Raw genomic sequence first — 22,477 nt, 5'->3', positions numbered from 1 at the left:
CCAGAGCACTTCGAGAACTGAAGCCAGAAACGCGGCTGTTGCAGATCAAGCACGGGCGAATCTTGGTCAGATTGGTCGGTCGAGCAAGCTCATGACCCCGATCCCGTCGCTGGACCCTCGTGCCGATGCAGACGACTCGTTTTCAATCTTGCCAATTGGCGAGGTTGAGACCTATGAGTACAACCCTCGAACCGGTAACAACCCAAGGTATGACGACATCCGTGCGAGCATCATTGCGGACGGAATCACAAACCCGATCACCGTCACGCGCCGGCCTGAGTCGTCTAAATACCACCCCTACGGCGGCGGCAACACGAGGCTGGCCATTGTCAAGGAATTGCAGGCCAGTGGTGATACCCGATTCAACACTCTCAAGGTCATCGTCAAGGCGTGGCCAGGTGATGCCAACGTCATCTCGGCTCACCTCGCTGAAAACGAAAACCGAGGGGACATTTCATTCTGGGAGAAAGCCCAGGGCGTAGCCACCTTCAAGAAAGCGCACGAAAAGGAACACGGTGCGGTTCTCAGCACCGGGGACCTGGGCCGTGAACTGAAATCCCATGGGATCAATTTCGGGGTTCGGGTCATCCAGAACTTTGCCTTCGCTGTGGAGCACCTGTCACCCATCGGTCCCTGGCTCAAGGCAACGGAGGTCAACGAAATCCTTCGTCCAGCTATATCGGGCGCGATGACCGTAGCAACCAAGTTCGATTTGCAACGGTCGATCTTTGAACCCGTTCTGCTAAAGCACCGGGATCAAGTCCTTGCCACCATCACCTACAACAAGGAGGCGGAAGAATCCCAGCGAAAACCGGTCGAGCTGGACGCTGCGGACCTCGTGGCGGACTTGCATGAGGCCTTGGCAATGGCCGTAGGCGTCACGCCCGAAATCATGCCGCTGATGATCAGCGCGGTGGAGTCGAACAGCAGGATCACATCGGAGGAACTGAAGGCCATACAGATCCGCAAGCCTATTGAGCCAAAACAGCCTCCTGCGCTGAACGCATCAAACGCCAATGCTTCCCAGGGACAGCAGCGCTTGTTGACAGGCATGCTCGCTGGAGTGCCGCCAGCTCCAGCAGCACCGCCAATCCCACCTACCAACCAAACTCCGGCAGCACGCTCAGCTTCACAGGCCTCCATGGGCCAAGAAGACCAGAGCGTACCCATTGTTTCTTCGCGTCAGCGCAATCCAGGATTGCCAGAAAACGTTGGGACGGACGACCCTACTGCTCATGTCTTGAGTCTGGTGCTGGACATCAGTGACCTGGCGTTGCTTCATGACTGCATCCTGCATGTCAAGGACATGCCATTTGGGTACTGCATGGACTTGCCCAAAAACCTTGAACAGATGGGCGATGAAGCATTGCCGGATGGGCAGGTACAAATCCGCGCCGCGTCATGGAAGTTCTTGGCTTCACTCAGCGGGCAGCTCGACCCGCAGTGGTTTACGCATGTCAGTGAAGACATCTCGAACTGGACACGTTTTGCCAAAGCTGGCCCCGACGTTTTCCGTCAGAACTATGTACGAGCCCTGAGAGGCGTGACCGCAGACAGTGGAGACCCAGCAATGTTGCTGGCTGAGGTCTACGTCATGTTCAGCCAGACCGAGCTGGGCTATCTCACCGTGCAACTGCTGCGCGCCATGGAGCAATTGCGCCTGGATCACCCTGAGCGATTCGTCAGGGCTGTCACACCCGATCCAGACCTCCCGCGATAGACCACCGATTTCACAAACCAACGACAGGGGAAAAAATAGATGTTCAACATCATCAATACGACGATCAAGCGCATGGTTCTGGAGCACCTGGTCGAACAGGTTGACTCAGGCGGATTGGACAGCTTGCTGGCCAACGGTTTCAGCCCTGAACTGATTGACGATTTGCGCAAGCGACCGACACGGGACTTCTTCCATGCAGCTCAGTTTGAGGGCTTGGCCATCAAGGTGTCCATCGACACACAAAAGCTGATGTCCTGTCTGTGGATGCGAGACCGGGCGCGCCGCGATGAAATGCTCAAGGAGTATTTCGTACGACATGGCGCTTCGATCATTTTGCTGCGCACGCTGTTCACGTTGTCCAAGCAAGAGCTTCAACGCTTGCGCGTTGAACTGGACCTGACTGAGAAGGCAACGAACGGTCGGCCCCGACTTCCTCCGACAGCGATCCGGGACCACATCCATTGCGAATGGCATGCGATCTGCCACAGCTTCAAGGATGAGCCCGAACGTGAACGCCTGTGGAGGCTGCATCAAAAGTTCCCGACGTACTCGATGGCGTCCATTCACCGCTGCACCGATGAATTCAAAGAACTGGGCAGCGGCACGCGCGAGTTGATCCAGGCCTCCGTGGTCCTGGACTCTGCCACCACCTGAATCTCGGCACCCTCACAGGAGTGAATCCATGGCATTGAATCTCCCGATCACGATCTCGACCTATGTGCAGGAGCGTCCTGTCTTTAAGAATCGTCGGCAACGACGAGCGAAGGTTGTTCGCCCTGACTTCACACCCGTGAGTTGGGGCGGCCGAATTGCCGGACAAGCCGTTGACGCTCCAACAGCTTTGCCAACCTTGCCATCATTTCCATCACCTGTGGAGGAGGGCGTGGATGCGTTACGACTAGCCGATTCAAGCCTCACGCAGGCAATTCTTCTCGATTGGCTGGGCCAACAGCCCATCGCATTTCATCGAATCTATGTGGACATCAGCGGAAGCGTGACAGCCGCAGTCTGGCTGTCGTTGGTGCTCTCGCGCATGTCAGGTATCTCCAGCGAGCAAATTGGTGCCACGGGCATCCACAACTTCACCCTTGCCAGAACCCAGTGTGAAGCTGAAACAGGCTTGACTGAATCTGAGCAGCGCAAGGCTCACAGGCAATTGGTCAAAGCCGGCGTCCTGTCTGTCAGCTATTCCAAGAAGAACGAAACACATCCAAGCAGAACCCCGTCTCCGACCTTCAAGCTGGATCTGCGAAAGCTCACAGCGTTGCTGTTGGCTCGCAGCGAAGGTTTGGCGGAGATGGTGAGGCACTCGGCGGCCTTGGCACCAACCTTGGACGTTCAGGCGCTTGAGCGACAGGCCCAGGCTCGTTCAATGCGCCGCCGCGCATGAGAAACAAGTCACCTTTCGCACGCTCACAGGGCCACAGACTTGTTCCGCACCCCATTTTTGTTGAAGCCGCCTGAACCAGATTGGGACGCTGGCTTGTCGAACAACCACCCTTTCATGGTGCCGACTGATCAGGCAGATCTGGGAGACATGCGTGCCCATGACATTGCGTTGAGCCACCTCAATGCCCGTGGCTTCATTCAATTCCACCCGTTGCTTGCGCAGCGGCTAGACGACTTCAAGGCAGCCATCTTCTTGGGTCATGCCCTGTACTGGTCAAAACACCTGGCGCAAATTCAACCGCAACGCAAAGGTTGGTTCTTCATGAGCGCAGCGCAGTGGACACAGGCCACAGGCTTGTCCACGCGCGAACAGGTTTCTATCCGGTCAGCGCTGGTCGAGCGCGGTCTCTTGCTGGAAGCCCTTGCCGGACGCCCAGCTGTGATGCACTTCAAAGTGGATCTGGGGCGAACGGCCAAGTTGCTGGGACAGCCTGACTTGACCTGGGCCAGCATGACCGAGCTGTTCCGTTCGTGCATACGCTTCTACAAGCCACTTGTTGACATCTGTGGCAGCGTAGGCGCTGGTCTGTACCTGTCGTATCTGTTGCAGCGTCAGTCGTTCGCGATGCGCAACCCAGAGACGAGCAGCGCTGCAGTCGAGATGTTCCCTGGAGAGTTTGTCTACCGCCCAGAACAAGCTCGCATCGCACTGTGCCTTGGCAGCAAGGCACAGCGCAACGCGCGCGAAAAGCTCAAGGCTGCTGGGTTCATTCGAGAAGGTCGTTCCATTCAAGAAATGGTGGCGACCCGTGTGAACTTGGCTGCCATCGCTTCGTGTCTTCAGGCCCAGGGTGAGCGCGCGATTCGCAGGACCGCACCCAGGAAGCGGTCGGTACGAGTTGCCGTTCACGAACTCGCAGTGGTGCCTTCTGGAACCAATCTGCTTGGCGGTGCCGCTCTGCTCAACAGGACAGGCACGACCCTGCCGCAACGGCAACTCCACCTGTTTTCGCCGGTAGGTTTGATTTCCAAATGGCATCTCGACCGGGTAGCCAATGACCGCCTCGCACCTCAGGACGATGCCGCAACACTGGTCAACACACGCTTTGCGGCATCGGACTCACCAGCAGGGTTGGTCATGTCTCTGTTTGCACCAGCAGGGGTCGAGCGCACACAACCACAAGAATCTGCGGCAATTCAACACAGATCGCTGTCGCCTGGTGTGCTCGCTGCTGTGCCAAACGGTCCGGTGTCCATCGAGTTGTCCACAGACGCGCTTGCATCTGTTGGTCGAATTGCCCTTTTGTCGTACCCGATCCGCCGTTTTGTCGAACCGAATTTGCCCTTTTGTCGAAACTCTAAAGAACAAGGTATTCCAAGGTATTTTCAAACGACAACATCGCAGTCTGTGGACAACTCGGAGCACAGCGCGTCTCGTCGTCGTCGGGTTGAAAAAGATGAAACCGAACGACCGAAGGCAACTGTCGTTCACCAGATCGACGATGGCGGTTCACCTCAGGAGGTCGGTGGCAATCCAAGCAATGCCGTCGGAATTCATGGGTGCAAGCCTGGGAAGTCGCCCGCAAGCCTCGAATGTCCATCGGGGCAAGAACCGAGGTCAATCGGCAAGCAGGCAACGGAACTCGTTCTGCCGAGTCGGCTGGATGCCTCGCTTCGTGCGGGGGTGCTGGCCACTGTGGCTCAGGCTCCCAGTGAACTGAGGCAGGCGTTTCTGGACGAGCTTGCTGGTCACCTGGCGATACCCAGCAAGAAGATCCACAACCCAGCCGGTTGGCTGCACAGCCTGATTCGGCGCCACGCCGAGGGCTTCGTTGATCTGGCCATGGCACCCCAAGTCGCGGACCTGAGAGCTCGTCAGCGCCGGCACCAGGAGCGGCTTGCCGGGGTGGTCGCTTGCAGTACTGAGCAACAAATGCCCACGAGCACGCAGGGCCGTGAAGTTGAACCAGCGCCTTTGGATTCCGAGATCAAGCGCACCCATCGGCAGCGCCTGCTGGAGCTCAAGGCGGAGTTCACAACATCGCGGGGTGACCTGAAATGAAGTCGCACGTAAACATCGAACAAGAACAGGTAGCGCAATTTGCGCCACTTGGCACGCCGTGCCGGGTAGCGCAAAACGCGCAACTAGGCGCCCGGTGCAAAGAATCCCGAGACAGGCCATATTTTTTAGGGAGATGAACCATGGACAGTAAAGCGCTTTTCAATGAATTGCTCCATCGCTTGCGCAAACACGAGGACGGCAAATACAGCGATGCAATGTTGCTGCACTACCTACTTCGTCAAGGTGCTGACGAAACGGAGTTCAAGTCAACAGCTGTCAAGGTAGCCCTTGACGCACTTGCAGGGTGTCTGAATAGGTGGGAGGTTCAGAGATCGATTGATCGGCTGAGCCAACTGGGCTTGATTTCGACCCGAGTTCACGCCAACACACGAACCCACTTCACGGTCAATCGCGAGGCTGTGCTTGCGCTGCTGGCCAAGCCGTTGCCCCGAAACCTGCCCGGCATTGATGAACGTCATTTTCCCTTCCTTGACGAATGGAAAGCCGCTCAAACAACGGCCGGATCGGCCGACGCGGCCAATGAGCCGCTCAAACCCGAGGTCGTGCCTCAACCCGTTCAACACACCTGAAACCTGAAGGAGGAAACAACATGGCAACAACCGCGAAGACGGCCAAGTCAACCAAAACCAAGGATGCAGCGAGCATCTCTGAGGTCCCGGTACCCGCTTCCAAGCAGATGCTGTACGCCACTTCTGCCAATTCACCGTTCTCCGATGGCTACAGCATCGAGGGTGAAAAGGCAGCATTGGCTGAATTCCTCTCGGATGAAGGTCGGATGCTCAACGAGCTTGACCCGATGTATGACCGTTACATCGAAATGATCGACCGACAGGACCGTCTGGAAACCATGCAGGCGAGCTACCAGTCACGCAAAGGCGCCGAGTCTGTGGTGGAGCAAAAAGAAGCCATCTCGATGAACTTCCTGGGGTCACTGGTGGATGAGCAGGTGGACCAAATGGCCCTCCACACCAAGGAAGCGTTCCGAATGTTCATGGGCCGCGCGCGCGATCCAGGCAAACAGCTGCAGCCGATCATCGGTGGCAAGCGTGTCGCCGCAGCCTTGCGGGCGCTGTGGATGCTCACCAGCAATGACAACCCCTACGCCGACTGGGGACTGCTGCGTCATGAGCAGACGATGAAGGAGGTCGGCAAGCTCCTGGAAAAGCACATCAAAGAGGCTCGTGAAGCCCTGGATCAGCAGAAGTCTCGGGGACTCACCTTCTCCGTGCTGCAGTCATCGAGCCCTCAGGTATTGAACCTGGGGTTCAAGTCGCCCTATGGCTATGCCGTGGCCCAGCTGGTTTCGGACTTCGACTTCTTCGTTCGGCTTCAGAAGACCTTGGAGCGCAAGAACCTGCGTTCGGACGCTCAGGTGCGACAGATCATCACCGAGACGACGCGCGTGATTCGCCGGGTGTTCAACGAAACGGCTCGGTTCGATCGTTGGCTCATGCGCGAAGAAATGAAGGGACTGTGCCGGACCGACTTTGTGCCGGATGGTGACCCGTTGGGGGTCAAACGTGTTCAGTTTGCGGCAGAGGTCTTCGGGCCATGCCCTTCGGAGGTCTACGCCGGCAAGCTGCAACCGCGCCATTCACGCCGGCGTATCCAGATTTCCACGGCCGAGCGAAAGCTCCTGCAGGTCATCAGCAGCGAAATGCTGCGCATGGAGCGAGCTGCAGAGGCAGGTGAACTCGATGACGCGGGCATGAACGAAATTGCAGAAAAGCTGGTGTGAAGCCATGAACATGAATCTGCCGCAATCAAACGCCCTGGATGAAAGGGCCTTTGATGTTGAAAGGGTTCTGTTTGAAAGGGCCGGTAAGAGCAGCAAGACGCGCATGGAGCCCATCGTCAATCCGGCCCAGTGGGCGAGACAGGCTGTGAAGGAGCAGGCCTGTCAAAACCAGGCTGACACAAAAGCCTTTACGGGTAGGGGCAAATTGCTGGAACTGCGCCAACTGTTGACTGAGCTGGACGTGACCGTCGAGGCCATGAAGCACTTGTCCGATATCACCAAGCTGGTTCAAGACGCGCAGATGTACCTGATGCTGCACGTGAAGACGGCCACGGGTTTGACCTTCCTTCGTTGGCGGGAGCGGACAGGTGCATGCAGACATGTGCCCTGGCCTGAGGCACAGGACCGGATCACCTGTCTCACCCTGGACGTGGGAGATTGGTATCGACAGGCCACCGAGCAGGCCATGACGCTCAACGAGCGACACAAAGATCTGCGCCGCGCAATTGCCACCGCACGCAAGGTGGTCATGAGGAAAACATCCGCGGTATTCGCAAGACCGATTTCATTGGAAAGAACGAAGCCGTGACCCAAGTGCCATCACAAATGTCATTCATGGAGGACGTCGTCACATTGGCCGCCAAGGAATCAGGCATGACCCCGGAAGACTTCTCGGAGCTGATCTTTGGTGGACTGAACGGATGGTGTGCCGCGCTTCAAGTCAGCGATTCGAAGGCAAAACGTGTGGGGGTCACGGCGGTCCCGGACCACGGTCCCGAGTCCTCTGGAATTCAGCCGACAGTCGCTTGCGTCAGAACCGGGACTGCTGAACTGGCGCCCATTGAAATGAAGGTGACACGCTGCCGCATCGTTGGAATGCTCAACACAGGAAATGGGTTGTGGCAGCGTGCCGACGGCATTTTCTCAGAAATTCAACGCTCTACGGCAATCAAGTGCTTGATTCAAAACGATAAATCGATCATGGCCAACCTGCGCACTTTTCAGATAGCCGATTTAGAGGGGTTTTTCGTGCGTCAAGATAATGGAAGTTATCTTGACGTGTGAACTCGCCATGCCCACCACCCGTGGCGGGCGACCACCCGGCAAAGCCCAGGTCTGGCGCGAGGCGGGCCTGCGGCTTCACGATCTGTCTTTCGTGCGGGCCGTCGTGCAGGGCTTGGCGCCAGCAGTGGCGGCGCAGCGCTACCTGCCTGAGTTGGTGGCAGACGAGCGAGTAGCCGGTGCATATCTGCGCCGCGTGGTTGAGATGGCGAGCGACATCCTCGGTGGCCACGGGGAGCAAGGGCTTGCGCGCGAGCTGGTGAATTTCGCCAAATTCACAAAATCACAAGTTAATTCAACGAATTACGAAAACCCAGCTACCGCTCAATCAGTTCCCAAAGTACCCAGCCTTGACGAGTTCGCCGAGGAGATCGGTGCAGAGGACTTTAGCGAGCGGGAGATCCAGGAGCTGTACCAGGAACGCTATGGCGAGCAGCTGGCGACGTTGCCTGCAGCCGCTAACACCAGAGCCCCAGTTGCTTCAACCGATGCGGTGCTGCGCGCACTGAGCATCGTCCAATCGCGCGGAGTGGTGCTGCCCAAGCCCACGGACCCAGTGCGCCTGTGGTTCAGCCAAAGCCTGACAGCCAGGCTCAACGGCGCGGAGATCGCGCTCCTGCAGGAACTGATCGACTTCATCAACCGGCATGGGCGGCACTGGTACAGCCGTGTCCCTGGTGTGGGTCAGGATCGCGCCAAGCGGCTCGTGGGCTGGTTGGTGCAGCATGAGACGTTCCTTGAACACAAGATCGCGCCAAGGAGCTGCTGGGACAGCGCTGGTCTCTTGGCAGTTGGTGGTTCCGGCCGAACGGAGATGCTGCCGCTTTTCAGGGCGGTTCAGACCGCTGTGCCAACCTCTCTGGCTTCCTCCCTGCGGTCTATGGGGCCGAACGCCATGGGGGCCCAGTCCGATGCGGACGCAATCAAGTCCTGGTTGGTCACGCTGGACTTCAAATCGGTTCACACGCGCAAGGCCTACGCCTGCGACGTGATGCGGTTGATGCTGTGGGCACAAGAGCAGGGCAAGACCTTGTCTACGCTGACGGTCACGGATGCCGCAGCTCACGCACGGTTTTTGTGCAGCCCTCCCGCGCACTGGATCGGTCGATTGCCTTCCCATCGCGATTGGGCGGATTGGAGGCCCATGCGAGGCCCACTGTCATCGCGCAGCGCCGCCCGCGCACTCGCGGCCATCGGGCACCTGTACGGCTTCTTGATGGAAACGGGCTACCTGGTGGCCAATCCTTTCGCTCGGATCAGACAAGCCAAGCAGCCGGACCAGCAGATCGACACCATGCGCTCATTGAGCACGGGCCAAATGCGGTTGGTTGAGCAGTACCTTGGTTCGCTAGACGATTCGCCTAGCAAGTGCCGTTTGGTGGCCATTCTGGCCCTGCTGGAGTCCACTGGGCTTCGCATTGGCGAACTCAACCTGACTTGGGGAAGCCTGATGCCTATACGGCTCTTGGTGCCCGATGAGCAGCTGTCCGGTGCCAAGTGCTTGCGAGTGCTCGGCAAGGGCGGCAAAGAGCGTCTGGTGCCGATCAAGGAGCATGTTTTGCGTGCTTTGCACGCGCACCGGGCAGATCGACAGGCGCTGATCGAGTCGGGCCTTGTTGTGGCTGTGACAGAAGAGGAAACGCCTCTGTTCTCAGTGCTTGAAAGACCCATGGTCGGCGAGATGGCCAGCGCCAACGGAGCGCTCTCCACGGCAGGTATTCACCGAGTTGTGAAACACCTGTTTGCCCAAGTTGCGGTGCAGTGCGCCGATGCCGAGTCCAAGGCGGCATTCGAGCGCGCAACCTGCCATTGGCTGCGTCACACATTTGCCCACAGCGTGCTCGGCGCGACGAATCAGGATTTAACCGTCACCCAGCAGCTGCTCGGACACAAGTCCATTGCGACCACAGGCATCTATGTCAAGGCGGACATGGGCCAGCGCTTGCGCGCAGTCATGGCCATGCCGCTCATGTTCGACGGCAAGGCCTTGGACCGTCGCTGAACGCATCAACGGTCAGGCAGGACTGGTGCAATTGCCTGACCGATCTTTCTGCACCGAGGAGATCCGCAATGCAGAACATGTTCATCGGCAAGGGCAACTTGGGCGACTCGCCCGAACTCAAGCGTGTCAATGGTCGGAACGGAGAGTTTGTGGTGGCAACCATGCGCGTGATGTTCGCGCGCTGGGGCCAGAACGAGCACGGTGATCTGGAACAGGTCGGCGGTTTCTGGCGTGAAGTCGAGATCTTCGGTGAGAAGGCCGAGGCTTGTGCCAAACATTTGAAGAAGGGCGCTCGGGTCCTGGTGCTGGGCGAAGAGCGTGACTTCATGGCCAACGACAAAGATTCCGGTGAGCAGGTCCAGGTGATCAAGATCGTCGCCGACGATGTGGCCCTGCAGCTCTCACGCATCGAGTCCATCACCTTTCAGCAGGCGCGTGCAAGGGAAGAAGCTCCCGCCTGAGCCTCTCAAGCTCCGTCGTCGTGACGTATCCAAAAAGAGATCGTCGCCAGTACCGACTTCACGACAGGGAGGCCATATGCAGAATCAAACAAAACAGAAACAGGGAACGAGAGAAGAACCACCTCAGAGCCAGATGCGCAAAGACGCGCTGTTCAAACTGATCCAGGTGGAGCCCGACCATTTCAATAGCCTTGTGCAGGCAACGGGTTGGGGCGAAGACCAGACAAGAATGACATTGCTGCAGCTCACGGTCGACGGCCTTGTCAGTCGCCGCAACCGAGCTGGAAGGCAGTATTTCACTGCAAAAAAGAGTAGCGACCCGCATGAAGTGAGCCACATTTGAGCCCGACGAGTCTGCCGGCGCCCGTGGTGCTGCGACCACCGGAGCTGGTTATCAAGGCCGTCTCCGACGGGCAACGATTGGGATTGCAGCTCCACTACGTAGAGGGCATGGGCAAAGAGTTGTCCAAGTCCAAGGCCAGTTGGTTTGCACCTGGTCGTGTCTGGGTCATTGAACAGAACGATGCATCACACGCGATGGCGTGGCTCAAACGCCTCTATCGCGGCGAGTTCGTGGACGTTGATTCCGGTCTTGCCGTGGTCAGTGCCGCGATGCGCGCGCCGCAGCCGGACTACTTCACTCAGCGGCTGGATGTTCAGGTCTTTCCGCTGGCCAAAGCCGACATGGCCAAGGGACGCTATGCAGTCAGCTTCTACTACGACCAACTGTGCGTAGCGGCGATGCGTGCGCTGCGGGGCCAGTTTCATCCGCATGCCAAAGCGTGGCAGGTTCAGGGTGATGTTGATGAAATCCTTGAGGCCCTCAAGTCCATCGCGCTGGTCGAAGATGTTCATGTCTTCGTGCATGAGCAGCCCGTGGTGCTTGAGGATCTGGTGGCATCCGCTGCATCAAGCTCACCGATCAAGGTGCCCTCGGCCACACCTGAGCCTAGCCTGGCAGATGGCGAAGACAAGGCAGAAGGTGCCGGGTTCATGTCCGCCGAACTCGATGCCTCGGTGCATTTCGACTTCAACCCTACGGAGTTGGCGGCAGCATGCCGAGCCGCAGGCCTGCGTGACTACCAAGAGGTGGGTGTTCAACACCTGATCACACAGACGGGCGCCTGTCTGGGTGACGACATGGGCCTCGGGAAAAGCCGCCAGACGGTGGTGGCCACTCGCCTTATTGCGGGGAAGGGCAGGGTGCTGATCCTGTGTCCGGCCAGCCTGCGGATCAACTGGGAGCGCGAGATCCACGCGGTGTATCCAAAGGCAGTGGTCGGCATCGTCGGTGAGGACCGGCACGCCACGTTGTACGGCTGCGGCTGGGTCATCGCCAACTACGAGCGGTTGGGCGGGCTGGTGCGCGATCCCGAACTGTCCTTTGAGGTCATGGCGGTGGACGAGGCCCACTACCTGAAAGAGCACCAGGCCGGGCGCACCCGCAATGCTTTCGTTATGGCCACGCGGATTCCGCGGCGGTACGTGGTCACGGGCACGCCCTTGCTCAGCAGGGAAATCGAGCTGCACACGTTGCTGCGCATCACCGGCCATTGGCTCGGTGGGCTCCAGCTCAAGGAATTCAAGAAGCGGTTCTCTGGCAGCAAAGAGCGGCGTGCCGAGCTGGCGGCAGCGCTGCAGGGGTGGATGCTCCGCCGACGCAAAGATGTGCTCAAGGACTTGGGCACCAAGGCACGGCAGGTGCGCTACATCTCACCACCTGAAGGGCTGGGCGTCTACAACGAGATCTACGGCGACATGTCGATGTACGCCATGCCCAAGATCGTCAAGCTGCGGCAGACGCTGGAGGCCCTGAAGACCCAGTTTCTGATCGAGACGGTGGAAAGCTTGTCGGAAGGCGACAAGATCATCATCTTCTGCGAGTACATGGCGACCGTGGAGGCCATGAAAACGGCCTTCAAGGCGTCTGGCATCAATTGTGTGAGCCTTGTGGGCGCCGACTCGTCAAAGCGCCGCCAGCAGGCCATTGATGCGTTCCAAACCGATCCATCCGTGACGGTGTTCATCGGCACCACGTCGGCGGCCGGTGTGGGCATCACGCTGACGGCCGCGAACTACGTGGCGTTCGCGTCCTTGCCCTGGACCCCGGCACTCATGCGCCAGGCCGAAGATCGTGCCTACCGGCTGGGCCAGCTGCGCGACGTGATGGTCATCGTGCCGTTGATCGAAAACACCTTGGACGATGGCGTCTGGAGGCTCCTGCAGAACAAGCAGGAGACGGAGGACGAAGTGGTCGAGTCCGTGCGATCCGCTTTGCCAGGTGAACTCGCCATATCGGTTGATGCAGCCAACGCGCACCTGCTGTTGGAGGCTGCGTAGCGCAGGGCGTTGCACGGTGATTCAGTGCCCCTGCGACTGCCTGGCTAGCATGCAGCGGGTTCCTTCTTGGCCATTCGGGAGATAACCATGAGATTTCAATCTGTCACATGGGCTGCGTTCGCGGCCGTCGTTGCACTCAGTGGCTGCGCAGCCACGCAGGTGACCCAGCCCGGGTCTGCCGTCGAGGTGGTCACCCAGAAGCCGTCGGGCTGTCGCACTCTCGGCGAAGCCGTGGGCAGTCAGGGCAATGTCTTCAGCGGAGACTTCACAACCGACCAGAACCTCCTGGTCGGTGCACGCAATGATTTGCGCAACAAGGCTGCGGCCATGGGCGGCAACGTGGTTCAGGTCCAAGACACACTGCACTCCACGCATCCCTACAGCAGTGGCGCTGTCAAAAGCACTGTCGTGGGGAGTGTTTTTGCATGCCCATTGAACAAGCAAACAAGATGACCGGGTTGACCAGCAACGTCGGCACCATGAACCACAGGGTCCATTCAAGCTCTCCATCGTGGATTGCATTGGTGATCTTCATCGAAGGGTTCTGCTCTCTGGGCGCCGAAATCGTGGCCTTGCGCAGGTTGGTGCCTCATGTGGGCAGCGCCATCGTGGTCACCGCGCCCACCATCGGCTTCTTCCTGCTCGCACTGGCACTCGGATACGCCGCCGGGGGCAAAGTCACCGAGGGCCATCTGGCCCGTGTGACCAGAAACTTCCTGCTTTCTGCCGTGATCGTGGGAGTGGGCCTGGCCGGACCGGTGGTCAACGCCTTGTTTTCTCAGCTGCAGCCGGTGTGGCTGGCATATCTGGTGTTCCTCAGCGCCGTGCTTTGTCCCGTTGCATGGCTGCTGGGGCAGACCGTGCCCATCCTGAGCAATCTGATGAAGCATGAGCATGTGGGCCAGGCCAGCGGTACAGCTCTGTACTGGTCGACGCTGGGATCGTTCTTGGGGTCGGTGTCGCTCTCGGTGATCGTGATGCAGAACTTTGGCGTGTCAGCTGCTGTGATCTCTTGTGCGTTTGGTCTTCTTGCCGGTGCGGCAATGTTGCAATCAACGACACGTCACCGGGTGGTACTGCCAATGATCGTCGGAGCTGTTGTGATGGGCATCAACCTGACGCCAATTGCTGCAGCCGATACCGCGTATGCCGACTACCAGGTCAAGCCGCTGGATACACCCGGTCATGTGAATCCACGCATGTTCCTGTCCAACAACTCGCTTGCATCCCAGATTGACGAGAGCACGCCACCGAAGGTCCATCCCTACATCAGCCACATACGTCAGACGCTGCTCGACGAGTTGGGCTTTCGAGATCGGGAGATCCTGATTCTGGGCGCAGGCGGTTTCACCTTGTCTCAGCAAGAGCCTTTGAATCGCTACACCTACGTGGATATCGACCCCGCAATCCGCCAGGTCGCAGAGGAGCATTTTCTTCGTGGGCCGATTCAGGGCGAGTTCATCGCGCAGGATGCACGGCGCTATGTGCGGGAGACCACGCGCCGCTTCGATGCTGTGGTGGTCGATGTCTACAGCGACCGGGCTGCCATTCCAAGTCACCTGGTGACCAGGGAGTTCTGGCAAGCCACTCAGGGTACCCTTCAACCAGAGGGCGTCCTGCTGGCCAACCTGGTTCTGGATGCCAGACTCGCGTCACCGTACGCCCGTCACCTGCTGGACACCTTGGAAAGCGTCTTTGGCCGTTGTTCGACGGAAGTGCTGCGCAAGGGACAGGCGATGTCAAACGTCGTGGCGGTGTGCCATGCTCGCGGGCGACCCTCACCACGCGGCATCTATACGGACGAGCACAACCAGGTAGACCTTGAAAAATTCGCGATTGGTATTCGGTAGGACTGCAGGTGCGCGGTGATCACCACAAACGTATGGAGCCTACTGTGAACCACCAGGCGAGCATTTTGAAGTGCGAGTGTCGGGTGTCAGGTGATGGAGCCCACGGGCACTGGGCTCAGCTGAGACAAAAGGTGTTCGAGCTGGGCACGGGGAGCCGTCACGTCAAAACCATGCACATGCAGCCACGAGATACACCTCTTGGCCTCCTCGATTTCTTTGTTGCCCTTCGGCACAGCCTTCTTTAGACCATGACCATGGCTGGCCAGCCACGTCTCGATCATGTGCACATTGATGGGAGTGAGCCCACATGCTAGAAGTTGAGAAGCCTCAATGTTGGAGACGTATTTCGGTGTCACTTCTTGCGGTGTTTTCACTTGCAGCAACATTGTCAGCCGTTCGCTAAGGTCTCGACCGAGGGCAATCTCTGGACTGGCCTCGAAAGCCTTCAGCACATCAAGATACCTTGCCGGTTCTGCTCGAACGTCTGCGACTTCGCTGGGGAGCCGGAATCGCCGACAGAAGCCTTTCAAGGCCGTGTTCGCCTGGGCGGATTTGATGCCTGCCTTTCGAGCGGCCTCTGAGAGTGACGAACCATCAATGACAGCTCGAATGACGGTGGCTTTCTGAGTTCCTGTGATCATGCGATGTTGATTCGTAAACAAGTTGAGCGAAGTGGCCGACGGTTTGCCCTCTGTGGTGGCAGTGGCATCTCGGCTGTCAGCAGTGATGATGCGCAACTCTATCGATGGATCAGGTGTTTATTGCGGCCTGTTTCTCCTGGAGAAACCGCCTTGCACAGGGAGAAAGAATCTGTTGTGCATGCGCATCAATCAACCCGATTGAGCACCTTCAGGTCAAATCCGAAAACAAAAAATACCCGGTGATCACATGACCACCGGGCTGGATAACCGGCGTCAACCGGCCCGCTCAGGGAGGAGAGGCGGGGGGACCTGAAAATCCCGACGCAAGTGTATTTCACAGGCCCCCTTATTGTGGGGCGCACTCCCGGGGATTGAGCGTCGCCATGACCTGTCTCTGGCACAGGCTGCACATACTTAAAAACTGGTGAGCTACACATTCGTCAAGACCGAGATGACATTCAGATGACCAAATCGTCATGGATCGGAAAGCTTGTTGTCACTCGCCCCTAGCTAGATTCAAAGCGTACTGTGTACCTCGTTGACTCATCCGATCAACGTGAATTTTCGCTTTCTAACTCAGGAGCAACCATGATCCGTAAACTGAACATCCTCATTCTGTCCTTCTCCGCTGCCATCCCGGCTTTTGCCATGGATGCGGCCCAAACTGAGGCCAAGCAGACGATCTCGCTGGTGAATGGCGAGACGCTCTACGTGTTCCAAGACGGTCGGATGGCCAAGGCCGACAAATTCGGACGCACCGCACATCTTGTGAAGGGGGAGATGGTGCAATCTGCGGATGGCCAGAAAATCGCCACGATGGGCAATGAAGTTGCGCGTCTTGATATTCTGGCGCGCAAAGGTCACAACAACTGATTTGTTTCTCGTGTGAAGGTGCAGCCATCAACAGACTGAAGATGGCTGCACCTTTGGACCAGTTGGAAGTGATGTCAACAATCCGGGGACAGCCTCAGCGCTTTGGCTTACGCATCAGCCGATAAATCACCGGCACCACCAGCATTGACAGCAGTGGTGCACTGAGCATCCCGCCGACCATGGGCGCTGCGATGCGCTGCATCACCTCGCTGCCCGCCCCCGCGCCCCAGAACAAGGGCAGCAGACCGGCCACGATCACAGCCACCGTCATCGCTTTGGGCCGCACGCGCAATACCGCGCCTTCGCGGATCGCGTCGAGCAGGTCGATGTCGGTGTCCAGCCCCTGGGCCAGCCGCGCGGCCCAGGCCTGCTTCAGGTACAGCAGCATGATCACACCGAACTCGGCCGCCACACCAGCCAGCGCGATGAAGCCGACCACACTGGCCACCGACAGGTTGTGCCCCAACGCCCAGAGCAACCAGATGCCACCGATGAGGGCAAAGGGCAGCGTGGCCATGATGAGCAGGGCTTCGTCAAGGCGGCGAAAGGTCAGGTACAGCAGCAGGAAGATCACCAGCAGCGTGAACGGCACCACCAGCTTGAGCTGCGCGCTGGCGCGCTCCAGAAACTCGAACTGGCCCGACCACGACACCGAATAGCCGGCGGGCAGCACCACCTTTTCGGTGACGGCATTTTGCATGTCCAGCACGGCGCCGCGCAGGTCGCGGTCGCGAATGTCCACATAGACAAAGCCAGCCAGTCGCGCGTTTTCGCTGCGCAGCATGGGCGGACCGTCGGCGATGCTCAGGCGCGCCACATCGGCCAGCACGAGGCGCTGGCCACGCGGAGTGACGATGGGCAGTTCGCGCAGGGCGGCGAGCGAGTCGCGCGCGTCGCGCGGGTAACGCAGGTTGATCGGATAGCGCTGCAGCCCGTCCACGGTCTCGCCGATGTTCATGCCGCCCACCGCGCCCGAGACCACGTCCTGCACGTCGGCGATGTTCAGGCCGTAACGCGCCGCCTCGTCGCGGCGGATGTCGACGTCGATGTAGCGCCCACCGCTCAGGCGCTCGGCCAGCGCGCTGGTGACACCGGGCACGCTCTTGACCACCGTTTCAATCTGCTGCGTGAGGCGGTTGATGGTGGCCAGGTCGGCGCCGGCCACCTTCACACCCACCGGGCTTTTGATGCCGGTGGCGAGCATGTCGATGCGGTTGCGGATCGGCGGCACCCAGATATTGGCCAGTCCGGGCACACGCACCGTGCGGTCGAGTTCGTCCACCAGTTTGTCTGGCGTCATGCCCGCGCGCCATTGCTCGCGCGGCTTGAACTGGATGGTGGTCTCGAACATCTCCAGCGGCGCCGGGTCGGTGGCGCTGTCGGCGCGTCCGGCCTTGCCGTACACGCTGTGCACCTCGGGCACGGTCTTGATCAGCCGGTCGGTCAGCTGCAGCAGTTCGGTGGCCTTGGCTGCAGACAGACCAGGCAGCGCGGTCGGCATGTAGAGCAGATCGCCCTCGTCCATCGGTGGCATGAACTCAGCGCCGATGTGCTTCAGCGGCCAGAGGCTCACTCCCAGCAGCAGCGCAGCCACCACCAGTGTGAACTTGGGGCCTTTGAGCACGGCGTTCAGCATCGGCTGGTACAGCGCGATCAGGCCACGGTTGAGCGGGTTGGCGGTTTCTTCGGGAATGCGCCCGCGAACAAGGTAACCCATCAGCACCGGGATCAGCGTGACCGACAGACCGGCGGCGGCGGCCATGGCGTAGGTCTTGGTGTAGGCCAGCGGCGCGAACAGACGCCCTTCCTGCGCCTGCAGCGTGAACACCGGGATGAAGCTCAGGGTGATGATCAGCAGCGAGAAGAACAGCGCAGGTCCGACCTCCGCCGCAGCGTTGCCGATCACGCGCCAGCGCGGCTCACCCGAGAGCACCTCGCCCGGGTGTTGGTGCGCCCAGCGCTCCAGGTGCTTGTGCGCGTTTTCGATCATCACCACCGCCGCGTCCACCATTGCGCCAATCGCGATGGCGATACCGCCGAGCGACATGATGTTGGCGTTCACGCCCTGCTGCTGCATCACGATGAAGGCCACCAGAATGCCCAGCGGCAGCGAGACGATGGCCACCAGGGCGCTGCGCAGGTGAAACAGGAACAGCGCGCACACCAGGGCGACCACACCAAACTCTTCCAGCAGCTTGACGCCGAGGTTGTTGGCCGCGCGCTGAATCAGACCGGAGCGGTCGTACACCGGCACGATCTCCACCCCCTCGGGCAGGCCGCGCTGCAGCTCCGCCAGCCTGGCCTTGACGGCTTCAATGGTCTGCAAGGCGTTCTTGCCCGAACGCATGATCACCACCCCGCCGACCGCTTCGCCCTCGCCGTTGAGTTCACCGATGCCGCGCCGCATCTCGGGCCCGATCTGCACGCGTGCCACGTCGCCCAGCCGCACCGACACACCGGCGTCGGTGGTCTTCAGGGGCAGAGCGCGAAAGTCGTCCAGCGACTTGAGATAACCATTGGCGCGCACCGCGTATTCGGCCTCACCAAGCTCCAGCACCGAACCACCGGCCTCCTGGTTGCCGCGCGCCACGGCCTCGCTCACCATCTGCTGCGTGATGCCGTAGGCCGCGAGCTTTTCGGGGTCGAGCACGATCTGGTGCTGGCGCACCATGCCGCCGATGCTGGCGACCTCGGCCACGTCGGGCACCGTCTTGAGCTCGAAGCGCAGGAACCAGTCCTGCAGCGAGCGCAGTTGGGCCAGGTCCTGCCGCCCGGTGCGGTCGATCAGCGCGTACTGGTAGATCCAGCCCACGCCCGTGGCGTCGGGGCCGAGCGATGACTTCGCCGTCGCCGGCAGGCGGGACTGCACCTGGTTCAGGTATTCGAGCACCCGCGAGCGCGCCCAGTACAGGTCCACGCCATCGTCGAACAACACGTAGACAAAGCTGTCGCCAAACATGGAGAACCCGCGCACGGCTTTGGCGCCGGGCACCGAGAGCATGGTGGTGGTCAGCGGGTAGGTGACCTGGTTTTCCACGATCTGCGGCGCCTGTCCGGGCCAGCTGGTGCGGATGATGACCTGCGTGTCCGACAGGTCCGGCAGTGCGTCCAGCGGCGTGCGCAACATCGAAACCACGCCCCAGGCGGTGATCATCACCGTGGCCATCAAAACCAGGAAGCGGTTGGCGATGCTCCAGTGGATCAGGCGCGCGATCATTGCTTCGCTCCCGTGGCTGCGGGTTGGATTCGCGTGATCTGAGGGATGTCGCCATCGCGCATCTCGAACTCAATGCGCACCGCAAGGCCCGCAGACAGCTCCTTGGGCCGCTGGTCGGCCGGTGGCAACTGGAAATCCATGGTCATGGCCGGCCATTTGAGTGCAGGTATGGCTGGGTGTTGCAAGGTCACGGTGTCGCCATCCACCGCCTTCACCTCGGCAGGTGTCTGGTGCGTTGTCGGCGGCATGGCGCCTGGCTTCTCCGGCATCGCAGCGGGCTTGTCCATCACAGCCACTGGCGCCGGACTGAGCCGCGCCAGCAAGCCGTTGAGGCTGGCCTCGGAGTCGATCAGGAACTGGCCCGAACGCACCACCCTTTGCCCCACCTGCAGACCTTGCAGAATTTCGGTTATGTCGCCCGCCTCGCGACCGGTTCGCACTTCGACCGGGGAGAACCGGCCATTGCCTTCGGCCAGCATCACCACGCTGCGCTGGCCGGTGTGGATCACCGCGTCGCTCGGCAGCAGCAGCACCTTATTGGCGCTCGGGTTGGTGAAGCGCAACTGCACAAACATGCCCGGAACCAACCGACCCTGGGGGTTGGCGAGTTCGAGCCGCGCCTTGATCGTGCGCGTGGTCGGGTCCACCGAGGGCAGCAGCGCCTGCAGGCGGCCGGTGAAGGTCTGGCCCGGCGCGGCCGGACTGGTGGCGCTGACTTGCGTGCCGGGCTGGAGCTGGGCGGCCTGGCTCTCGGGAACCTGGCCTTCGGCCCACACGGTGCTTGTGCCCTGCAGCCGCAGCAAGGCCATGCCCGGCATCACGGTCGCGCCTTCGCTCACCATCAGCTCGGTGACGACGCCACCGAGGGGCGCGCTCAGCGTGAAGCGGGGTTGCGGGCTGCCGCTGCGCACCACACGCTGAATTTGCGCCGGGCTCATGCCCGCCTGGCGCATGCGCTGCGCGGCGGCGTCGAGCAGGGACGCCAACTGCTGGTCTTGCTCGGCCATGCGGGCCACGGCCAGATATTCTTCTTGCGCCGTCACCCAGCTGGGCACGTAGATGTCGGCCAGAGGTGCGCCCAGAGCCACGCGGTCCTGTGTGGCGCGCACATGCAGGCGCTCGACAAAGCCCATCGACCGTGCGCTGACCAGCACCTGGTCGCGCTCGTTCCAGGCCACGTTGCCGGCCACCGACACTGCGCTGTCCAGCCAGCCTTCGGTCACTTCCACCGTGCGTAGCCCGAGGTTTTGTTGCGTGCGTGCGCTCACGCTGACGCCACTGGTGTCGGCTTCGTTGCCGCCAGCGTAGCGGGGTACCAGCAGCATGTCCATGAACGGCGATTTGCCCGGCGCATCGAAGTTCTTGCCCGGCACCATGGGGTCGTGGTAATTCAGGATCTTCAGCCTTGTCATCGGGTCCACGTCCCCGGCCTTCAGGCCGTCACGGATGTGGCGCTCGGTGGCTTCGAACCCTTGCGTGATGGTCCATGCACTGGGGTCCTGTGTCGGTGGAGTGGCCGCACCGGAGCCGGTGGGAGCACCCTGGGGCAAGGCCATGGACATGCCCGCGTTCATGCCGACGGTCCAGGCACCGTAGCCCACTGCTGCCAAAGTGGCGACGGCAATGGCCGTGAGGCCGATCAAAGAGGCTTTTTTCATGGTGTCAGTCCGCTGAAGCAAGTGTTGGGGCGACAGCGGCGGCCACCTGGGGCGTGCTGCCGGGGATGAGGTATTCGAGTTGCGCCCACAGACGCGCGGTGGACAGTTGAAGTTCGATGCGCTCCATCTCCAGGGCCAGCGCCGCGCGCCGCTCGGCGAGCACATCGGCCAGCCGGGCGCTGCCGCCCCGGTAGGCAGCCAGCGTCAGCTGAACGCGCTGGCGGGCCAGCGGCAGGCGTTCCCGGTCGAGCAGCGCGAGCTGCGCCAAACCGGCACGCCAGGCCACCTGCCAGCGCTGGGTTTCGGCAAGCGTTTCGCGGGCGCGTTCTTCGCGCTCGGCGCGCAGTTCATCGACACGCGCCAGGCGCGCGGCCACTTCCCGGTCCTGGCGTTGTGCGCGGTCCCAAGTCAGCGGGACCGACACGGCCAACGACACCATGTTGGCGTAACGTGGGCGGCGCTGGCTGAACATCAGCTCGACGCTCCAGTCGGGTTCGCGTTCCCGCCGCGCCAGCTCGGCGTCGGCCTCGGCGGCGCTCTCGCTGGCGCGCAACACCGCCAGGTCCGGGTGCTGTTGCTGGCGCACTGCCATGTCGGCGTTCGTCAGTGCCTGCAGGGTTCCTGCGGGCGCGGCAGCGAGCGGTTGGTCAGCGGGGGTTCCGGTCCACCGGGACAGGGTCTGACGGAAGTTCTGCAGCTCGGCCTCGGCGCCCAGCAAAACCTGCTGGACCTGAGCGACCGCATCGCGCGCGCTCAGCGTGTCTGAGGGCGGCGTGCTCGCGGCATCGGGTTGGCCGCTGCGTACCGAGGCTTCAGCGGCCTTGACCTGCAGGCGGCTCTCGGTCAGTTGCGCACGCAACAGCGTCACACGCTGTTCCTGCGCCTGCCGCTCCAACCAGGCCAGGGCGGTGTTGCGCTGCACGCTGGCCGCACGCTGGGCACGCGTGGCCAGCGCCAGGTGGGCTTCGGTTTCGAAACGCTGCGTGCGGCTTTGGCGCTTGGCCAGGCTGGGCAGCGACTGCATCAGCGACACCGATTTGCTGGTCATGAAATCACGCGTGGTGCTGAAGCGGTCTTCGCCTTCGATGGGCAAATTTTCCAGCGACAAGCGAAGCACCGGGTCGGGCCGCTCGCCGGCTGCCACGGCGGCCTCGCGTGCCGAACGGGCTGCGGCATCCTGCGCGCTTAGGGCTTGCGAACGCGCCAGCGCGGCCTGAACGGCCGCCGCAAGACCGAGTGGCTCGATGTCCGATGCCAAGCCTGGCAACGGCACAACCAGCATGAGCGCGATCAGCAGGGCGGCGGTGTGGAAGAGGCGGGTGGGCACGTCGGCGCTAACCACCGGCCTAGGGGGTCGGCTCATGGCCGTTGGAAGGGCTTGCATATTTCTGCTCCATGAAGACGAACATAGGCTGCGCGCCGAAGGCGAACAGACACGTTACG

General features: G+C 60.7%; 19 protein-coding genes. 15 read left to right on the top strand and 4 right to left on the bottom strand.

Annotated elements, in window-relative coordinates; all coding sequences use genetic code 11:
• Positions 1 to 91 precede the first annotated feature (91 nt).
• The 14 genes from IV088_RS00435 (at position 92) to IV088_RS00370 (ending at position 14,645) form a co-directional block, all read left to right on the top strand.
• On the top strand, positions 92 to 1,720 hold the full coding sequence (locus tag IV088_RS00435) for a ParB N-terminal domain-containing protein (protein ID WP_291096528.1): 1,629 nt from the start codon (positions 92 to 94) through the stop codon (positions 1,718 to 1,720).
• Positions 1,721 to 1,759: 39 nt separating this feature from the next.
• The gene (locus IV088_RS00430) at positions 1,760 to 2,374 is read left to right on the top strand and encodes an STY4526/YPO1902 family pathogenicity island replication protein (RefSeq protein ID WP_291096526.1); all 615 of its coding nucleotides are present in this window, start codon (positions 1,760 to 1,762) and stop codon (positions 2,372 to 2,374) included.
• A 28-nt stretch (positions 2,375 to 2,402) separates the two neighbouring features.
• A complete protein-coding gene (locus tag IV088_RS00425) occupies positions 2,403 to 3,110 on the top strand; it encodes a hypothetical protein (RefSeq protein ID WP_291096524.1) in 708 nt (235 codons plus the stop codon).
• Positions 3,111 to 3,149: 39 nt separating this feature from the next.
• Positions 3,150 to 5,171, top strand: a complete 2,022-nt coding sequence (locus IV088_RS00420) for a hypothetical protein (protein WP_291096522.1) — start codon at positions 3,150 to 3,152, stop codon at positions 5,169 to 5,171.
• 140 nt (positions 5,172 to 5,311) lie between these two features.
• Entirely contained in the window at positions 5,312 to 5,761 is a 450-nt protein-coding gene (locus IV088_RS00415; protein ID WP_291096520.1) for a hypothetical protein, read from the top strand.
• Positions 5,762 to 5,781: 20 nt separating this feature from the next.
• Positions 5,782 to 6,930: a PFL_4669 family integrating conjugative element protein gene (locus tag IV088_RS00410; protein ID WP_291096518.1), complete on the top strand. Its 1,149-nt coding sequence runs from the start codon at positions 5,782 to 5,784 to the stop codon at positions 6,928 to 6,930.
• 4 nt (positions 6,931 to 6,934) lie between these two features.
• Positions 6,935 to 7,519 (top strand): hypothetical protein, encoded by a 585-nt coding sequence (locus IV088_RS00405; protein WP_291096516.1) that lies wholly within the window; start codon positions 6,935 to 6,937, stop codon positions 7,517 to 7,519.
• Positions 7,520 to 7,545: 26 nt separating this feature from the next.
• Positions 7,546 to 7,995 carry a hypothetical protein gene (locus IV088_RS00400; protein WP_291096514.1) on the top strand — a complete coding sequence of 150 codons (450 nt, stop codon included), beginning with the start codon at positions 7,546 to 7,548 and terminating at the stop codon, positions 7,993 to 7,995.
• A gap of 7 nt (positions 7,996 to 8,002) precedes the next feature.
• Positions 8,003 to 9,994, top strand: coding sequence for a phage integrase family protein (locus IV088_RS00395; protein WP_291096512.1), 1,992 nt, complete (start codon positions 8,003 to 8,005; stop codon positions 9,992 to 9,994).
• A gap of 77 nt (positions 9,995 to 10,071) precedes the next feature.
• Positions 10,072 to 10,455, top strand: a complete 384-nt coding sequence (locus IV088_RS00390; RefSeq protein ID WP_291096510.1) for a single-stranded DNA-binding protein — start codon at positions 10,072 to 10,074, stop codon at positions 10,453 to 10,455.
• 76 nt (positions 10,456 to 10,531) lie between these two features.
• Positions 10,532 to 10,798: a hypothetical protein gene (locus IV088_RS00385; protein WP_291096508.1), complete on the top strand. Its 267-nt coding sequence runs from the start codon at positions 10,532 to 10,534 to the stop codon at positions 10,796 to 10,798.
• Positions 10,795 to 12,795 (top strand): DEAD/DEAH box helicase, encoded by a 2,001-nt coding sequence (locus IV088_RS00380; protein ID WP_291096506.1) that lies wholly within the window; start codon positions 10,795 to 10,797, stop codon positions 12,793 to 12,795. Before IV088_RS00385 ends, IV088_RS00380 begins: the two co-directional genes overlap by 4 nt.
• An 87-nt stretch (positions 12,796 to 12,882) precedes the next feature.
• Positions 12,883 to 13,248 (top strand): DUF4156 domain-containing protein, encoded by a 366-nt coding sequence (locus tag IV088_RS00375; protein WP_291096504.1) that lies wholly within the window; start codon positions 12,883 to 12,885, stop codon positions 13,246 to 13,248.
• Positions 13,221 to 14,645 carry a fused MFS/spermidine synthase gene (locus tag IV088_RS00370; RefSeq protein ID WP_291096502.1) on the top strand — a complete coding sequence of 475 codons (1,425 nt, stop codon included), beginning with the start codon at positions 13,221 to 13,223 and terminating at the stop codon, positions 14,643 to 14,645. Before IV088_RS00375 ends, IV088_RS00370 begins: the two co-directional genes overlap by 28 nt.
• A gap of 86 nt (positions 14,646 to 14,731) precedes the next feature.
• On the opposite strand, the gene IV088_RS00365 is transcribed toward IV088_RS00370, so the two are convergent.
• A complete protein-coding gene (locus IV088_RS00365) occupies positions 14,732 to 15,382 on the bottom strand; it encodes a hypothetical protein (protein ID WP_291096500.1) in 651 nt (216 codons plus the stop codon).
• Positions 15,383 to 15,874: 492 nt separating this feature from the next.
• On the opposite strand from IV088_RS00365, the gene IV088_RS00360 reads away from it, so the two are divergent.
• On the top strand, positions 15,875 to 16,159 hold the full coding sequence (locus IV088_RS00360) for a CopK family periplasmic copper-binding protein (RefSeq protein ID WP_291096499.1): 285 nt from the start codon (positions 15,875 to 15,877) through the stop codon (positions 16,157 to 16,159).
• Positions 16,160 to 16,253: 94 nt separating this feature from the next.
• On the opposite strand, the gene IV088_RS00355 is transcribed toward IV088_RS00360, so the two are convergent.
• The 3 genes from IV088_RS00355 to IV088_RS00345 are packed head-to-tail and all read right to left on the bottom strand — an operon-like array spanning position 16,254 to position 22,418.
• Positions 16,254 to 19,376 (bottom strand): efflux RND transporter permease subunit, encoded by a 3,123-nt coding sequence (locus tag IV088_RS00355; protein ID WP_291096497.1) that lies wholly within the window; start codon positions 19,374 to 19,376, stop codon positions 16,254 to 16,256.
• Positions 19,373 to 21,034 (bottom strand): efflux RND transporter periplasmic adaptor subunit, encoded by a 1,662-nt coding sequence (locus tag IV088_RS00350; protein ID WP_291096495.1) that lies wholly within the window; start codon positions 21,032 to 21,034, stop codon positions 19,373 to 19,375. The genes IV088_RS00355 and IV088_RS00350 overlap by 4 nt, the downstream gene beginning before the upstream one ends.
• 4 nt (positions 21,035 to 21,038) lie before the next feature.
• Positions 21,039 to 22,418, bottom strand: coding sequence for a TolC family protein (locus IV088_RS00345; protein ID WP_291096493.1), 1,380 nt, complete (start codon positions 22,416 to 22,418; stop codon positions 21,039 to 21,041).
• Between the last annotated feature and the right edge of the window lie 59 nt (positions 22,419 to 22,477).

The sequence above is a fragment of the Hydrogenophaga sp. genome, assembly GCF_018780075.1.
Taxonomy (GTDB): Bacteria; Pseudomonadota; Gammaproteobacteria; order Burkholderiales; family Burkholderiaceae_C; genus Hydrogenophaga.
This window is presented reverse-complemented; position numbering and strand designations above follow the sequence as displayed.

Bases quoted from the DNA above. Each gene is read 5' to 3' on its own strand.
- IV088_RS00370 (WP_291096502.1), top strand. From the start codon at position 13,221: ATGCCCATTGAACAAGCAAACAAGATGACCGGGTTGACCAGCAACGTC.
- IV088_RS00415 (WP_291096520.1), top strand. From the start codon at position 5,312: ATGGACAGTAAAGCGCTTTTCAATGAATTGCTCCATCGCTTGCGCAAA.
- IV088_RS00435 (WP_291096528.1), top strand. From the start codon at position 92: ATGACCCCGATCCCGTCGCTGGACCCTCGTGCCGATGCAGACGACTCG.
- IV088_RS00385 (WP_291096508.1), top strand. From the start codon at position 10,532: ATGCAGAATCAAACAAAACAGAAACAGGGAACGAGAGAAGAACCACCT.
- IV088_RS00375 (WP_291096504.1), top strand. From the start codon at position 12,883: ATGAGATTTCAATCTGTCACATGGGCTGCGTTCGCGGCCGTCGTTGCA.
- IV088_RS00360 (WP_291096499.1), top strand. From the start codon at position 15,875: ATGATCCGTAAACTGAACATCCTCATTCTGTCCTTCTCCGCTGCCATC.
- IV088_RS00410 (WP_291096518.1), top strand. From the start codon at position 5,782: ATGGCAACAACCGCGAAGACGGCCAAGTCAACCAAAACCAAGGATGCA.
- IV088_RS00390 (WP_291096510.1), top strand. From the start codon at position 10,072: ATGTTCATCGGCAAGGGCAACTTGGGCGACTCGCCCGAACTCAAGCGT.
- IV088_RS00355 (WP_291096497.1), bottom strand. From the start codon at position 19,376: ATGATCGCGCGCCTGATCCACTGGAGCATCGCCAACCGCTTCCTGGTT.
- IV088_RS00425 (WP_291096524.1), top strand. From the start codon at position 2,403: ATGGCATTGAATCTCCCGATCACGATCTCGACCTATGTGCAGGAGCGT.
- IV088_RS00345 (WP_291096493.1), bottom strand. From the start codon at position 22,418: ATGCAAGCCCTTCCAACGGCCATGAGCCGACCCCCTAGGCCGGTGGTT.
- IV088_RS00405 (WP_291096516.1), top strand. From the start codon at position 6,935: ATGAACATGAATCTGCCGCAATCAAACGCCCTGGATGAAAGGGCCTTT.
- IV088_RS00350 (WP_291096495.1), bottom strand. From the start codon at position 21,034: ATGAAAAAAGCCTCTTTGATCGGCCTCACGGCCATTGCCGTCGCCACT.
- IV088_RS00430 (WP_291096526.1), top strand. From the start codon at position 1,760: ATGTTCAACATCATCAATACGACGATCAAGCGCATGGTTCTGGAGCAC.
- IV088_RS00395 (WP_291096512.1), top strand. From the start codon at position 8,003: ATGCCCACCACCCGTGGCGGGCGACCACCCGGCAAAGCCCAGGTCTGG.
- IV088_RS00400 (WP_291096514.1), top strand. From the start codon at position 7,546: ATGGAGGACGTCGTCACATTGGCCGCCAAGGAATCAGGCATGACCCCG.